The organism is Sphingobacterium sp. 1.A.5 (assembly GCF_002734235.1).
GTDB classification, from domain to species: Bacteria; Bacteroidota; Bacteroidia; order Sphingobacteriales; family Sphingobacteriaceae; genus Sphingobacterium; species Sphingobacterium daejeonense.
The window spans coordinates 123,639-137,741 of the sequence record NZ_PEBA01000002.1 but is presented as its reverse complement, the minus strand read 5'-3'; the positions used below and the strand labels follow the sequence as shown (position 1 = coordinate 137,741).

Genomic DNA, 14,103 nt, shown 5'->3' with positions numbered 1-14,103 from the left:
AAAAGCCCTCCTCGTAAGAGGAAGGCTTCTAATATCTGTACTATTTACTATACAATAGAGTCACTTCCTCCTGGTTTCTGCCCCGGTGGTAATGATAATTGTAATAATAATAGATGAGTTTAACATTAAATTTGATTTTGATTTCTCAAATATATTATAAAATTTCATATATCTGATAAGTTTTATTAAAAAATTATTAAAAAACATAAAAAAGAGAGATACCAGGCGATAGAGCCTATTTTCGGGGATTTTTTTTCAAAAATGTAGATGATTATCGATTTTGGTTAAATGTTAAAAGTGTTAAAACTTTGTTAAATTTATGAAGGATTGTTTTGAATTCTATACAGTATGTATTAGATTTGCTTCAGCTCGTTTGAAAAATTACAGTAAAATGAAGGATTTCAGGGAGCATATGGTTGTATAAATTTAGCGAATTAATGAAAACAAAGAAACTAGTGGCAGTGATGCTATTCATAGGCTTATGTCTATTCTCGCAGGCTCAAACCAGCCAAAAATCCTCAGACCCTGATAACCTAGCAAAAGAGTACTTCTCCCAAATCATGGGCGTTGCCTCAAACGCTACTACAAACACTAAACTTTATCAATTTGTATACGAATGGTTAGGAACTCCTTACCGTTTAGGTGGTGATTCTAAAAGAGGTATTGACTGTTCTAAATTCTCTTTAGCAGTTTACGAAAATGTATTTAATACTACTATTGGCTACAATAGTCGCAATCAATATTCCAATGTAACTCCTATCCGTAAGAATGATTTACAACCTGGAGACTTAGTATTCTTCAAAATCAGAAGCAGAAGCATTACACATGTTGGTGTTTATTTAGGTGACGATAAATTCGCACATGCATCATCTAGCAAAGGTGTTATGGTTAGCAATTTAAATGAAGCATACTGGAAAAGATATTATTATAATGGTGGACGCCCTAAAGTGGATGAATCAGAACGTATCATGACGGCAGATGCAAACCCAACTAATAAATCCAATCTACACTAGATCGATCAAAAAATATTAAATATAAAATAAAGTCCGAGAGTCATACTTTCGGACTTTATTTTTTAAATTTTTGCTAAATTTACCCCTATTAAAATAGCTACAATGTCATCTAAGAAAACACTTATATTAAATAAGGAGCAAATTTTACAGAAGTCCAAAAGAATCGCATATCAAATCATCGAAGACAACTTTGATGAACCAACTATTGTGTTGGTAGGTTTGGCAGACAGAGGATATGTTTTTGCCGAAAGATTACAGAAAATATTAAAGGAGATAGCTCCAGACAAAACATTTGAATTGATCAAAGTAACAGTTCAAAAAACTAAGCGCAATCTGGAAGCCACAACAGACGTACCAGTAGAGTCTGCGAAGAACAAGGTGGTAATATTAATAGATGATGTTTTAAACAGCGGAAGGACCCTGGCATACGGACTTGGAGTTTTCCTTGATGTGCCGTTGAAAAGAATGCGGACAGCTGTCCTAATAGACCGTAGCCACCATCAATTCCCTGTATTTAGCGATTATTATGGTTTGAAGCTTTCAACTATCCTAAAAGAACATGTTGAGGTAGTATTAGAAGAATACGACAAAAAAGAAGATGCGGCATATTTATCATAGCCGCATCTTTTTTTTATTCTATTTGTTTAGGCAAAAACCTCACTAACTTTTCCCTTTATAAATCTTAAGTTTCTGACCAATCTTAAGATGTGAACCTCTAATATTATTATCAGATTTTATCTTCGTAACAGTAGCTCCTCGATGTTTATTTGCAATGTCTGATAAAGTATCCCCTTTTCTGACTACATAGATTACAAAGGTTGGGCTATTCTTTTTTGCAGTTGATTTCGATACCGCAGCCACCTTCTTAGTAAACTCTTTATATTCCTTATCCTCTTTAACCTCTACTGCAGCAATAGCTTGTTGTATAGCCTCATCTTGAGGGCTATTTAAAGCAGCATAGATCAACGAATCGCTCATAGATGCATTGACTGGAATTACTAATCGTCTTTGCTTCTCTGGGCTTGCGATTACAACATCACGCTTGTATCCAGGATTTAGTTGCCTAAGGACATCTGGAGAGCAAGTTAATGCCGACGCAACCTTAGTTAAATTTACAGATTTGTCAAGCATTAAAACCTTATGTTCAGATTGAAGATCATTAACCTGTGGAGTTAATCCATATAATTCAGCATGATTTAGCACATAAGTCATAGCAATGAATTTAGGAATGTAATTCTGGGTCTCTTTTGGTAAATAAGGGGACAATTGCCAATAGTTTGGACTTCTCAAGCCCGAACGGATTATTGCTCTTCTCACACAGCCTCTACCGCAGTTATAGGAAGCTAAAGCCAACAGCCAATCGTTGAACTCGTCATAAGCATCCTTCAGGTAAGTTGAAACAGCATAAGTAGTCGAATACACATCCTTTCGTTCATCAAAGTTTGAATCCATCGTCATGTTGTATCCTTTGGCTGTACCATAGATAAACTGCCATGGTCCTACTGCGCCGGATGTAGAAACAGTATGCGGATTCAAAGAAGATTCGATTACTGAAAGATACCTAACCTCTTCAGGGATACCCTGCTCGGCAAAAATCTGATTATATATAGGAAAATAATACTCACTCAGACCAAGTAATTTTTCCATATAAGGCTTATAATTTCTGGAAATATATTTATCCAGGTAAGCTTTAACGCGATGATTGTACTCTAAAGGAACAGTTTTTTGAATTCTAAGGATTCTTTGAGCAATATTAACGTCCTCATCACTGAATACGATGGAACCACCACTTACTTGTTTGATGGAGTCGAGCATGGAAAATGTCTTCTCCTTATCTTTCTCAATCTGATCAATTATGGAAGCCTGAAATGTCTCGGCATAAATTGATGGCTCTAAGTTTTGTTCCTGTGCGTCGCTGATCTTAAAGGCACACAAGCCTATTGTAACTAGGAAACTAATTTTTTTGTTCATGAGTATTGTTAGGTACGATTAAACTATCTGTGTTAGTTCTTCGCTTATCGTTGGCAATTTGTGCCAAATATAATGGTTAGTTATAAAAAAAAAGTTTCACCAGACATAACAGTATATCTAGTGAAACTTTTAAAAATCTTTAATGACCTGTATTAACGTTGGTTGTTAACTGTATCATTATTAGTTGTTGTATTTGTATTGCTTTCCGCATTTTGATCATCTTTTTGGCCTTCTTTGAATTCTTTCACGCCACGACCCAAACCACGCATCAATTCAGGAATTTTTTTACCCCCAAATAACAACAACGCCAATACCACAATTATAATAATCTCATTGGTACCGATAAATAATAATCCTGATGTATACATATTCTACTTATTTACTAATTCGTTTCAGTTGGTATATCTAACAAATATATAGATAAATTATTTAAAAACCATGTAACTATCTTGCTATCCAGATCGATGGATTCATAGATGTTGTACCACGGTATACACTTAAATCAATGTATGAATAACCCACTTCTGGATCTGAATCTGCCGCACCGATAACGGTTCCTGTCGAGATCTTCTGACCCTTTCTAACTGATACCGATTTCAAGTTAGAATAAGCAGTAAGGTACTCACCGTGCTGAACAACTACAGCATATGAACCAATATTGATAACCTGCAGTACAGTACCCTCAAATACGGTTTTTACAGGCGCTCCATCCGAAGTACGAATCCTGATATAATCATAGAAATCACGAACCCCACGCTCAACCGTAACACTACCATAATTACGGACAATATTACCCTGTCCTACTGGCCATGGAAGCCTACCTCTGTTGGACGAAAATCCTGCTGACAACTTAGTCGCTTCTGGCGAGTTGTTCAACACCGAAGAACCTGTTTTCTTTTCAATTTTCTTCTCAGCCTCTGTAACAGTAGTACCTGTTTTCTTAGCCTCAGCTTCAGCAAGTCTTCTTCTACGTTCTTCTTCTGCCCTTCGTGCAGCTTCTACTTCTCGAGCAATAGCTGACTTGATAGCAGCATCCAAACGTTTCTTCTCTTGTTGCTTCTTCGTCAACTGACCACGGAAAGTACGTTCTTCCCTTGCCAATTGATTCAACTCCTGCGAGTGAGCAGCCTTATCCTTAGCAATCGTATTACGTTCAGCTTCCTGTTCTTTTAACAATGACTGCTGTGTCTTCTTATCTCTTTCCAATTGAGCAATCTTCAACTCAATCTGCTTTTTAGTACCTTCGATTTCAGCAACCTTGATTTTACGTGCATCTGTAAACTGCTGTAAATATTTAACACGTTTAAATGCCTGATTAAAATCCTTCGAAGCAAAAATAAACATCATCTTGTTGTACGAGTTCTTATTCCTAAATGCGAAAAGGATCATTTTCTCATAATCCTGTCTCATCTTTTCGAGCTCCGCTTTCAGCTTGTCAACAATAGCGTGATTTGATGAAATATTTTTATTGATGATACGCAATTCAGAATTGATTGTACTGATTTTATTCTCCCTCAGATCCAATTGCTTGCTCAAAGCAGCAACCTCCTGTTGGGATAAAATCTTTTCTTGAGTCTTTGCGCTTAATATTTTTTGAAGTTCAGCAATCTCCCTATCTATTCTTTCTCTTTGTTTCTTTAATTCCAAACTACTCTGACCATAGCTTAGGCCAACAAAAAGTAAAAGGGAAAATATACTGAGTACAATCTTTTTAAAATCCATGAACTGCTAAATTCTTTATATCTAGTTTTTGTAGAATTTCCAAAAATAAGGATATAGTTAATACGAAAATAAAAAAAACACAATTTCTTTAATTTCGATCTCTCCTAATTAATTGATTGCCTTATATCTCGAAGGGATATTAAATGGCATTTCAACTGTTTTGTTAAATTCTGACTTGTTATATAGCATATCAGAAGACACTTTCGCGCCACTTCCTTCAATGTTTAACGTGAATCTTTGCGGAAAATTATGTCCATCAATAACTGCAAAATCACTGTAATGTGCTTCTAATTTATTGGTCTTTCCAAGCTCCATTAAATTAAATGCAAATGGCCTGTTGCTTTTATTGACACCATAATGAAAGGTTAACCCTTCCTTCACCCCTATTACTTGAACATCATCCTCACTTGTCGCAATTTGTAATTGGTCCGTACGCAACATTTCAGTTGATATATTTCCAATTAAAATATCCTCAAGCATTTTAAAAGTAATACCTGGGTTGGTATATTTATAAATGTAGGAAAATGGTTTCGCCACATATTCACTCTGCAATCTATTCATGATTTTTACACTGTCTGGAGTGATCAAAACTCGAGCAGCCTCAATCCCCAATAATGCAGTAACTGAAATCCAGATCGCCTTACTCCGTTCCATCCTGATGTTCAAAGTCACGTTTTGGGTTTCTTCACCAAATTGAACCTTAGCTTTTGCCCTCCCTGAAAAGGTAATAAAATTTAAGTTATTCAATTCATAGGTACTCAATAGATCCTTACCCTTTGCTGCTATGCCGGAATCATCTTTTTTCACTGCTGCCTTTTTACTTGCACATGAATATGTCAAGACCAAAACAGCAAGCACCAAGCTTAGTTTACTCAATATATTTTTTCTCACTTATTTTCTTTTTTAATTTCTCTTTATCAATAGAACTTCCATCTGCCAAGGTCAATGCCTTTTCCCACTGCTTCACGGCTTCTTTATTCTTACCAACTTTAGAAAGGATATCTCCATAATGTTCAAACAAAACCCCTGACGGTTCAGAATTTTTGATTGCTTTTTCTATCCAAGGGAGTGCCTCTTGATACTTCCCTTGTTGAAACAATACCCAGGCATATGTGTCTTGGAAGGTGCCGGAGCTAGGCTCAAGCTCATTAGAACGTCTGGAATATTCAGCCGCTTTTTCAAGGTCCTTTTTCTGTAACGCTAGGTAATAAGCTGCATTATTCAATACGGTAACATTATTACTGTCCAATTTGATGGCCTCGTCATAAGCAACTTCTGATGCCGATTCCATTTTAATCTCATGGTATAGATCACCCAATCCACCATATACCATCGATTTCACAAAATCGTTCTCATTCGCACTTTGGTCCAATGCTCGCTCAAGATATAACCTAGCATTATCGGTATCCTTTTTCATCATATAGGCAACACCTACAAAATAAGTAATGATAACATTGTTAGGATTGTTCCTCAGAGCTTCATTGCCGTCCACAATAGCTTCATCCAATTGATTGGCAGCCAACTCAACATTAATCAACTTACGCCATGCTTCAACATGTTGAGGATTCATCGTTACCGTAGTCAGGTATAATGACTTCGCCTGATCCAATTCACCGCGCATCCATAAAATGTCCCCTTTAAACATATGGCTATCCGGCATACGAGGATGTTTTAAAACTAGAACATTTGCCAGATCCTGTAATTGGTCCTTGCTGAAATCCTTGTTATTGTTCACCAAGCTCATCATGACGCGATGCTTATCAATAAAATTGACAGTATTCGACTGAAATGATTTCTTTATGTTTTCAAATGCTTGTGGACTTTTCTTTAATGCCATATTAGCATCCGCCATATCCATATACAGTAGATCATCCTTCGTCGTTACCAAACCTTCTTCCAAGACATCCAGTGCCTCTTTCGGTTTGTTTTGATCCATCATGATATAGCTTAAGGTACTATAGACTTGTCGAATTGGTGATTTCTTCTTGCGCCAAGTCTGCAATAGATCGTTTGCTTCTTTTGTACGGTCGAGGTCCATTAAAATTTCCGCCTTCAATACATCTAAAGTATCAGTTTCACCAAACTTGGCTTTAGTTTCGTCGTAGGTTTTTAATGCATCTTCAGATTTTTTACCTGCATGCTGCATCATTATTTTTTCACGGTAAACCTGTGGATTGTCGGGTTGGGTTTTTATAAAATCATCCAACAGCTGAACAGCAGAATCAAAATCACCCTTACTTTTATACAGTTCAAGGAGGTGATTATTATACAGAATGTTTTCCGGGGCGATCTTTACAGCCTCTTCAGCAGCAGGTAGAGCGACTTCAAAATTTCTTGCTTGAGCATATAATAAAGATTTAGCATAGTATACCTCAGCGCCTTTGGGATATCTTTCAAGTGTTTCTTCGATACTTTGTAAGGCATTTGCCAAATCGCCACTCTTCAGTTTTGACTCTATCGAAGCTAATTTTTCCTTATATCCCTTATCATCTTTCAATTCTTGCGCAAACAACACCTGTCCCGCCATCAACATTACCCCCAACACGAGAGGTTTGCACCATTGTGATTTTCTCATCTAAATCTCTTTAATTTTCTCCTATTATCTTGCCTATTGCACAGTCTAAGGCAATTCAAGGTAACAAATTAATTTTAAGAGCACAAAAATGCAGAAAAGTTTAAAGGATAAAGTTTAATAAATGTTAAATAAGAGATCCAAACGGAAAAGTTCCATACCCTCCTATAACACCGGCTTAACAAGATTATCAGCTAGGCTATACGAAGGTAAAATTTTGAACTTGGAGCTCATTGGAAATGAAAGAATTAGGTTTGTTAGGAAAACTTGCTTTAAAAAATAAAATTGGCTTTGATAATTGAATTAAATTATTGTACCTTTGCAGACCTCTTTGTAGTGATTACAAAAGGATTTAAAACATTATTAATTAATTAAATAAAAGCAAGTGAATACGTTAAGTTACAAAACTGTCTCTGCTAACAAGAACACCGTTAACAAAGAATGGATCGTTGTTGACGCTGAAGGCGAGATTTTGGGGCGCTTGGCAAGCGAAATCGCGAAAGTGATTCGTGGAAAACACAAGCCTTCATTCACCCCACACGTAGACTGTGGAGATAACGTGATTGTTATCAATGCAGACAAAGTTAGATTGACTGGAAACAAATTGGGCGACAAAGTTTATGTTCGCTACACAGGCTACCCAGGTGGTCAGCGTTTCGTTTCTCCAAAAGAGTTAATGGCAAAACACCCAGAGCGCATCATCGAGAAAGCTGTTCGCGGGATGTTACCTAAAAACCGTCTAGGACGTCAATTATTTAAAAACCTTTATGTTTATGCAGGTACAGAGCACAAACATGAAGCGCAGAATCCAAAACCAGTTAAATTTTAAGGAGAACGACTATGTCAACAACTAACACTTCAGGAAGAAGAAAAACTGCTGTTGCCCGCATCTACTTAACTGCTGGCAATGGAAATATTACCGTTAATGGTAAAGATTACAAGGAATATTTTCCTACATTACCTTTGCAATACATCGTTACTCAATCTTTATTGGTAGCTGATTCTCTTGCAAATTTTGACATCAACGTTAACGTTCAGGGTGGTGGGGTTAAAGGTCAAGCTGAAGCAGTTCGCCTAGCGATCGCTAAAGCTTTAGTAGAGCTTAACCCAGAAGTAAAACCTGCTTTGCGTGCTAAAGGATTAATGACGCGTGATGACCGTATGGTTGAGCGTAAAAAACCAGGACGTCGTAAAGCTCGTAGAAGATTCCAATTCAGTAAACGTTAATATAAGGAGGATCAAAAAATGGCAAGAACAACATATCAAGAATTATTGGATGCAGGTGTTCACTTTGGTCACCTTACTCGTAAGTGGGATCCGAAAATGGCTAAGTACATTTTCATGGAACGCAATGGTATCCACATTATCGACTTGAACAAGACTCTTACAAAATTAGAAGAGGCTGCTTCAGCGATCAAACAAATCGTAAAATCAGGTCGTAAAGTATTATTTGTAGCTACTAAAAAACAAGCTAAAGAAATCGTAGCAGAACAAGCGAAAGCAGTTAATATGCCTTTCGTAACAGAACGTTGGTTAGGTGGTATGCTTACTAACTTCGCAACTGTGCGTAAATCAATCAAAAAAATGTCAAACATCGATAAAATGCAAAAAGATGGCACTTACGATGTATTGTCTAAAAAAGAAAAATTGATGATTCAACGTGAGCGTATTAAGTTAGAAAACCTTCTAGGAGGTATCGCTGACTTAAACCGTTTGCCAGCTGCATTGTTCATTATCGACGTGAAAAAAGAACACATTGCAGTTGCTGAGGCGATGAAATTAAACATCCCTACTTTTGCAATGGTAGATACGAACTCTGACCCTACGAACATCGATTTCCCAATCCCAGCAAATGATGACGCTACTAAATCAATCAGCTTAATCGCTAGCGTAATTGGTAAAGCAATCATCGAAGGATTAGAAGAACGCAAACGCGATAAAGAAGAGGACGCGGAAAAAGAAGCTGCTGCTGCTAAAGCTGCAGTAGATAATGGTGAAGCTACTGAAGCTGCTCCAGGAAAACGCACTCGTAAAGCGAAAGACGTAGAATAATATTATTCTATTATATAAGCCGGATAGACTAGTGTTGGTTTCTGGAAGATCTGCTTCCTTTTACCGCAACTGTCTACCCGGTTTTTTGCTAAAAAGCAAAACCTATTGAACAAATAAAAAGTTAACATTCTCTTGTTATTAAAACAAAGAATCCTTAACACATCAATTGTAATTTTAACAAAAAATATACTATGTCAGTACAAATTTCTGCATCAGATGTAAACAAATTGCGTCAACAAACTGGCGCTGGTATGATGGACTGTAAAAAAGCATTAGTGGAAGCTAATGGTGATTTCGAAGCTGCTGTTGACTACCTACGTAAAAAAGGTGCTAAAGTTGCTGCTAGCCGTCAAGACCGCGACTCAAACGAAGGAGTAATCATTGCTAAAGCTTCTGCGGATGGCAAATCAGGTATCGTAGTAGAAGTAAACTGTGAAACTGACTTCGTAGCTAAAAACGCTGACTTCGTAGCATTTGCTGAATCAGTAGCTGACGCTGCATTGGCAAACAGCCCTGCTTCTCTTGAAGACTTAAAAGCATTAGAAATCGGTGGTACTAAAATCGCTGACTTATTAATCGAACAAACTGGTAAAATCGGCGAGAAAATCGACGTTTCTAAATTCGAAGCTGTTGCTGCTGATAAAGTGGTTGCATATATCCACGGTAACTACCGCCTAGGTGTATTAGTTGGCCTTTCTGCGGATGCTGAAGGAGCTGAAGAAGCTGGTAAAGACGTAGCTATGCAAATCGCTGCAATGAACCCAGTAGCTATCGATAAAGATGGTGTGGACTCTAAAACTATCGAACGCGAATTAGAAATCGCTAAAGAACAAATCCGTGCTGAAGGTAAACCTGAAGAAATGGTTGAAAAAATCGCTGCAGGTAAATTGAACAAATTCTACAAAGAAAGCACTTTGTTGAACCAAGAATTCGTAAAAGATTCTTCTAAAACTATCGCTCAATTCTTAGACTCAGTTGCTAAAGGATTAACAGTGACAGCTTTCAAACGTGTTCAATTAGGAGCATAAGCATATTAAAACAAAATAAGAATCCCATCCCATAAAGGATGGGATTTTTTTTGCCCCAAACAATAAGATCAACTTCTTTGTCTTTCCATTATAAGATATCAATATATGGGATTTGTCAAATCTCATATCCCATATCTCACTACTATTCCTTAAATTGTTTGCAGATTAAACCACATATGAGAATTAAGCAAATTAATAACAACTCCATCAATCAGATCATGTTGATACTGATCATCATCTTGATCTGTATCCTTATTTTCAAGAATCTATACTATTATCTTCCAGGCTTTTTAGGTGCAATTACGCTTTATGTTCTCTATAGAAATAGCTATTTCAAATTGACAGAAAAAAGAAGATGGAACAAACCCCTTACCAGTCTGCTCTTTATATTGATTTCCATAGTTTTTATTGTACTTCCTATTTGGGCATTGGTAGATTACCTTGTTCCCCAAATAACAAGTTTCTTAAACAATACAGATAAAATAGTCTCACAATTTAATATGTTGAAGGAATATATGGTAGATAAGCCTTTCCTCAAAGATATAGATATGTCAGACCAAGCTTTGTTGTCTACGCTACAAGGATTTACCAAATACGTGCCTACAGTCCTAAATTCCGTTGCTGAGGTAATGGTCAATATACTTGTAACTTTATTTGTTCTCTACTTTATGCAGGTTTATGGAAGACAGATGGAAGGATATATAGCCAGAGGTATTCCATTCTCACCAAAAAGTAAACAGGAACTTTGGAAGGAGTTTGATTCCATGGTTAGGTCAAATGCAATTGGAATTCCAATCCTAGGTTTCTTCCAGGGCTTAGTGGCAGTAGTAGGTTATTGGATATTTGGAGTAGAAAATTTTATCCTTCTTGGAATGTTGACCGGTATAGCTTCAATCGTGCCCGTGTTGGGAACCATGACCATATATGTTCCGTTGGGGGTAATAACCCTGGCTGGCGGAGAAACTGGTAATGGTATCGGAATATTATTGTATGGATTGTTATTAATCGGAAGTATAGATAATATTCTGAGATTCACGATCCTTAAAACATTGGGAAATGTTCCTCCATTGATTACGGTCTTCGGTGTACTATTGGGCCTGAAAATGTTCGGGATGTTGGGCCTAATATTTGGACCATTGATCCTTTCCTCAGTTGGCGTTTTAATAAAAGTATATTCAAATGAATATGGAAAGGGCGATTCCATAATCCTCAGCAGTGAATTCCCAGAAAAAAGAGAATAACTTTTATCAAAGATTTGTAACCTTTCTTATCATCTTTCCCATTAAAGTCATAATCAGTATTTTGTATGACTTTAGTCACACTTTGACTTTAGTATTCTTCGTATCTTATGTTAAAACTTAATACAAGGTATAAAATGAAACAACTAAACGACAAAGTGGCTATTGTAACTGGAGGAGCTTCAGGAATTGGAAAGGCTATCGTTGAACTTTTTGTAAAAGAAGGCGCAAAGGTAGTTGTAGCAGATTTGAATGAAAAACTTGGCAACGAGCTTATCAATAGCCTTGGAGATGCAGATGTAATCTTTATCAAAGCAGATGCATCCTCAGCAGAAGACAACAAGAAAATTGTTGACGCAGCTATTGAAAATTTCGGAGCATTACATATTGCTGTCAACAATGCTGGAATTGGCGGTGAAGCAAATCCAGTTGCTGATCTTTCTATCGAGGGATGGAAAAAAGTAATTGACATCAACTTAAATGGTGTGTTCTACGGGATGCATTACCAAATCCCTGAAATTGAAAAAGTGGGTGGCAGTATTATCAATATGGCTTCAATCTTGGGAGCTGTCGGATTTGCTCAATCTTCAGCTTATGTAGCAGCAAAACACGGCGTTGTTGGATTGACAAAATCTGCAGGTTGGGAATATGCAACTAAAGGTGTACGTATAAATGCGATCGGCCCGGGATTTATATCAACCCCATTGGTTGATGATAACTTAGATGCTGATACCCTAAAATACCTCGAAACACAACATGCTTTCCAAAGATTAGGAAAACCAGAAGAAGTAGCTGAGTTAACACTTTGGTTGGCATCAGATAAAGCCTCATTTGTCACAGGATCTTATTACCCTGTAGACGGTGGTTATTTAGCAAAATAAATTCCCTAATATTTAGTTTATTCTGAGAGGCATTTGATTTTTTCAGATGCCTTTCTATTTTGCAGTTTCGTAACTTAGCAAGAATCGGATTTTAATTTCTGCCAAGAGTAAGGAAATTTGAATATGGAAAAGACACAAAAAGAATTGAATTACGAAAGAATTGCAAAAGCAATTCAATATATCCAGGATCATTTCCAAGAAAAACCTAGCTTGGAAGAAATCGCTGAACATGTTCACTTAAGTCCATTTCATTTTCAAAGATTGTTCACTGATTGGGCAGGAACAAGTCCAAAGAAATTCTTGCAGTACACGCAAGTCAATTATGCCAAGAAACTTCTGAAAGAAGAACAAAAGACTTTATTTGAAACGCATCTGTTGACAGGCGTGGGCAGCACCAGCAGGTTGCACGATATGTTTGTACAGATTGAAGGGATGACACCTGCCGAATTCAAACAGGCTGGTGAAGGACTGACCATATCCTATAGTTTTCAAGAAACCCCTTTTGGAATCTGTTTAGTAGGATCTACCGAAAAAGGGATTTGCTATATGGCATTTGTAGACAATCAAGCAGCAGGACGAAAAGAACTGAAAGAAAATTTTGAAAATGCTGAATTTATAGAGAATGAATTACCTATTCATCTCGAAGCGATCAAAATCTTCAACCCAGAAGATCAATCCTTAAATAAGATAAAATTGCATCTGAAGGGCACAGCCTTCCAATTAAAGGTATGGCAAGCGCTGCTTCAGATTCCTCTAGGTAAGGTCAGCAGCTATAAAGATATTGCCATTGCGATCGATCAACCCTCCGCTTCTAGAGCAGTGGGAACTGCTATAGGACAGAATCCAATTGCCTTCTTGATACCATGCCACAGAGTAATTCAAACAACAGGACAAACAGGTGGATACCGTTGGAAACCAATCCGTAAAACCGTTATTTTAGGTTGGGAATTCGCACACAAAGACAAAGACATCACACATGAAGCTATTTAATACGGCAGAACCTTCAAAAAACCTAATACCTCAGGATGGGATTGTAAATTATTACGGTGTAATCTGTGATAATCCCAAATATTATTATGACCAACTTCTAAATGGAATAGAATGGAAAAATGATCAAGCCATTATCTTTGGGAAACATATCGAAACTAAACGCAAAGTCGCTTGGTATGGTGACAAACGATTTGAATACAGCTATTCCAATATCCAAAAAGTCGCCCTCCCCTGGACAAATGAACTGTTGGAGCTGAAATCCCTCGTAGAAAAAGAATCTGGAGAAACATTCAACTCCTGCCTATTGAACTTATACCATGATGGATCTGAGGGAATGGCCTGGCATAGCGATGGTGAAAAAGATCTGAAAAAACATGGTGCCATCGCCTCACTGACTTTTGGGGCAGAACGTAAATTCTCATTTAAACACAAAACCACCAAAGAAAAAATTGATATAATATTGGAAAATGGAAGCTTATTGGTGATGAAAGGAAGTACTCAAGACCACTGGCTACATAGACTCCCTCCAACTAAAGTCGCGTATGGCCCAAGGATAAACCTAACTTTCAGAACCATAGAAAATGCTTAAAAGCGAAATTTTTATGCTATTACAAAAAAAAGCTATATTTGCATAAA

The 14,103-nt window shown here is 37.0% G+C and carries 15 protein-coding genes; 10 read left to right on the top strand and 5 right to left on the bottom strand.

Features of this window, described 5'->3' with window-relative positions; translation table 11 throughout:
* Positions 1-437: 437 nt before the first annotated feature.
* Together CRT24_RS02355 and CRT24_RS02350 are read left to right on the top strand one after the other, a co-directional pair.
* Positions 438-1,013, top strand: a complete 576-nt coding sequence (locus CRT24_RS02355) for a C40 family peptidase (RefSeq protein WP_099369653.1) — start codon at positions 438-440, stop codon at positions 1,011-1,013.
* Between the two features lie 102 nt (positions 1,014-1,115).
* Positions 1,116-1,631, top strand: a complete 516-nt coding sequence (locus CRT24_RS02350; protein WP_099369652.1) for a phosphoribosyltransferase family protein — start codon at positions 1,116-1,118, stop codon at positions 1,629-1,631.
* Between the two features lie 42 nt (positions 1,632-1,673).
* On the opposite strand, the gene CRT24_RS02345 is transcribed toward CRT24_RS02350, so the two are convergent.
* The 5 genes from CRT24_RS02345 to CRT24_RS02325 form a co-directional block, all read right to left on the bottom strand.
* A complete protein-coding gene (locus CRT24_RS02345; protein WP_099369651.1) occupies positions 1,674-2,984 on the bottom strand; it encodes a lytic transglycosylase domain-containing protein in 1,311 nt (436 codons plus the stop codon).
* A 152-nt stretch (positions 2,985-3,136) separates the two neighbouring features.
* Positions 3,137-3,352: a twin-arginine translocase TatA/TatE family subunit gene (locus CRT24_RS02340; protein WP_099369650.1), complete on the bottom strand. Its 216-nt coding sequence runs from the start codon at positions 3,350-3,352 to the stop codon at positions 3,137-3,139.
* Between the two features lie 76 nt (positions 3,353-3,428).
* Positions 3,429-4,706, bottom strand: coding sequence for a murein hydrolase activator EnvC (locus CRT24_RS02335; RefSeq protein WP_099369649.1), 1,278 nt, complete (start codon positions 4,704-4,706; stop codon positions 3,429-3,431).
* Positions 4,707-4,814: 108 nt separating this feature from the next.
* Positions 4,815-5,597 carry a DUF4292 domain-containing protein gene (locus tag CRT24_RS02330; protein ID WP_257213942.1) on the bottom strand — a complete coding sequence of 261 codons (783 nt, stop codon included), beginning with the start codon at positions 5,595-5,597 and terminating at the stop codon, positions 4,815-4,817.
* Complete coding sequence (locus tag CRT24_RS02325; protein WP_257213941.1) at positions 5,575-7,281, bottom strand: tetratricopeptide repeat protein; 1,707 nt, start codon at positions 7,279-7,281, stop codon at positions 5,575-5,577. The genes CRT24_RS02330 and CRT24_RS02325 overlap by 23 nt, the downstream gene beginning before the upstream one ends.
* Positions 7,282-7,663: 382 nt before the next feature.
* On the opposite strand from CRT24_RS02325, the gene rplM reads away from it, so the two are divergent.
* The 8 genes from rplM (at position 7,664) to CRT24_RS02285 (ending at position 14,056) form a co-directional block, all read left to right on the top strand.
* A complete protein-coding gene (gene rplM / locus CRT24_RS02320) occupies positions 7,664-8,107 on the top strand; it encodes a 50S ribosomal protein L13 (RefSeq protein WP_093098741.1) in 444 nt (147 codons plus the stop codon).
* A gap of 11 nt (positions 8,108-8,118) precedes the next feature.
* Complete coding sequence (rpsI, locus tag CRT24_RS02315; RefSeq protein ID WP_093098740.1) at positions 8,119-8,505, top strand: 30S ribosomal protein S9; 387 nt, start codon at positions 8,119-8,121, stop codon at positions 8,503-8,505.
* Between the two features lie 18 nt (positions 8,506-8,523).
* Positions 8,524-9,330: a 30S ribosomal protein S2 gene (gene rpsB / locus CRT24_RS02310; RefSeq protein WP_099369648.1), complete on the top strand. Its 807-nt coding sequence runs from the start codon at positions 8,524-8,526 to the stop codon at positions 9,328-9,330.
* A gap of 191 nt (positions 9,331-9,521) precedes the next feature.
* Positions 9,522-10,358: a translation elongation factor Ts gene (gene tsf / locus CRT24_RS02305; protein ID WP_099369647.1), complete on the top strand. Its 837-nt coding sequence runs from the start codon at positions 9,522-9,524 to the stop codon at positions 10,356-10,358.
* A 176-nt stretch (positions 10,359-10,534) separates the two neighbouring features.
* On the top strand, positions 10,535-11,599 hold the full coding sequence (locus CRT24_RS02300; protein WP_099369646.1) for an AI-2E family transporter: 1,065 nt from the start codon (positions 10,535-10,537) through the stop codon (positions 11,597-11,599).
* A gap of 134 nt (positions 11,600-11,733) precedes the next feature.
* Positions 11,734-12,477, top strand: coding sequence for an SDR family NAD(P)-dependent oxidoreductase (locus CRT24_RS02295; RefSeq protein WP_099369690.1), 744 nt, complete (start codon positions 11,734-11,736; stop codon positions 12,475-12,477).
* A gap of 123 nt (positions 12,478-12,600) precedes the next feature.
* On the top strand, positions 12,601-13,467 hold the full coding sequence (locus CRT24_RS02290; protein ID WP_099369645.1) for a bifunctional transcriptional activator/DNA repair enzyme AdaA: 867 nt from the start codon (positions 12,601-12,603) through the stop codon (positions 13,465-13,467).
* Positions 13,454-14,056: an alpha-ketoglutarate-dependent dioxygenase AlkB gene (locus CRT24_RS02285; protein WP_099369644.1), complete on the top strand. Its 603-nt coding sequence runs from the start codon at positions 13,454-13,456 to the stop codon at positions 14,054-14,056. Before CRT24_RS02290 ends, CRT24_RS02285 begins: the two co-directional genes overlap by 14 nt.
* Positions 14,057-14,103 lie beyond the last annotated feature (47 nt).

Bases quoted from the DNA above. Each gene is read 5' to 3' on its own strand.
- CRT24_RS02345 (WP_099369651.1), bottom strand. From the start codon at position 2,984: ATGAACAAAAAAATTAGTTTCCTAGTTACAATAGGCTTGTGTGCCTTT.
- CRT24_RS02325 (WP_257213941.1), bottom strand. From the start codon at position 7,281: ATGAGAAAATCACAATGGTGCAAACCTCTCGTGTTGGGGGTAATGTTG.
- CRT24_RS02290 (WP_099369645.1), top strand. From the start codon at position 12,601: ATGGAAAAGACACAAAAAGAATTGAATTACGAAAGAATTGCAAAAGCA.
- rpsB (WP_099369648.1), top strand. From the start codon at position 8,524: ATGGCAAGAACAACATATCAAGAATTATTGGATGCAGGTGTTCACTTT.
- CRT24_RS02300 (WP_099369646.1), top strand. From the start codon at position 10,535: ATGAGAATTAAGCAAATTAATAACAACTCCATCAATCAGATCATGTTG.
- CRT24_RS02350 (WP_099369652.1), top strand. From the start codon at position 1,116: ATGTCATCTAAGAAAACACTTATATTAAATAAGGAGCAAATTTTACAG.
- CRT24_RS02285 (WP_099369644.1), top strand. From the start codon at position 13,454: ATGAAGCTATTTAATACGGCAGAACCTTCAAAAAACCTAATACCTCAG.
- rpsI (WP_093098740.1), top strand. From the start codon at position 8,119: ATGTCAACAACTAACACTTCAGGAAGAAGAAAAACTGCTGTTGCCCGC.
- CRT24_RS02340 (WP_099369650.1), bottom strand. From the start codon at position 3,352: ATGTATACATCAGGATTATTATTTATCGGTACCAATGAGATTATTATA.
- CRT24_RS02295 (WP_099369690.1), top strand. From the start codon at position 11,734: ATGAAACAACTAAACGACAAAGTGGCTATTGTAACTGGAGGAGCTTCA.
- tsf (WP_099369647.1), top strand. From the start codon at position 9,522: ATGTCAGTACAAATTTCTGCATCAGATGTAAACAAATTGCGTCAACAA.
- CRT24_RS02335 (WP_099369649.1), bottom strand. From the start codon at position 4,706: ATGGATTTTAAAAAGATTGTACTCAGTATATTTTCCCTTTTACTTTTT.
- CRT24_RS02355 (WP_099369653.1), top strand. From the start codon at position 438: ATGAAAACAAAGAAACTAGTGGCAGTGATGCTATTCATAGGCTTATGT.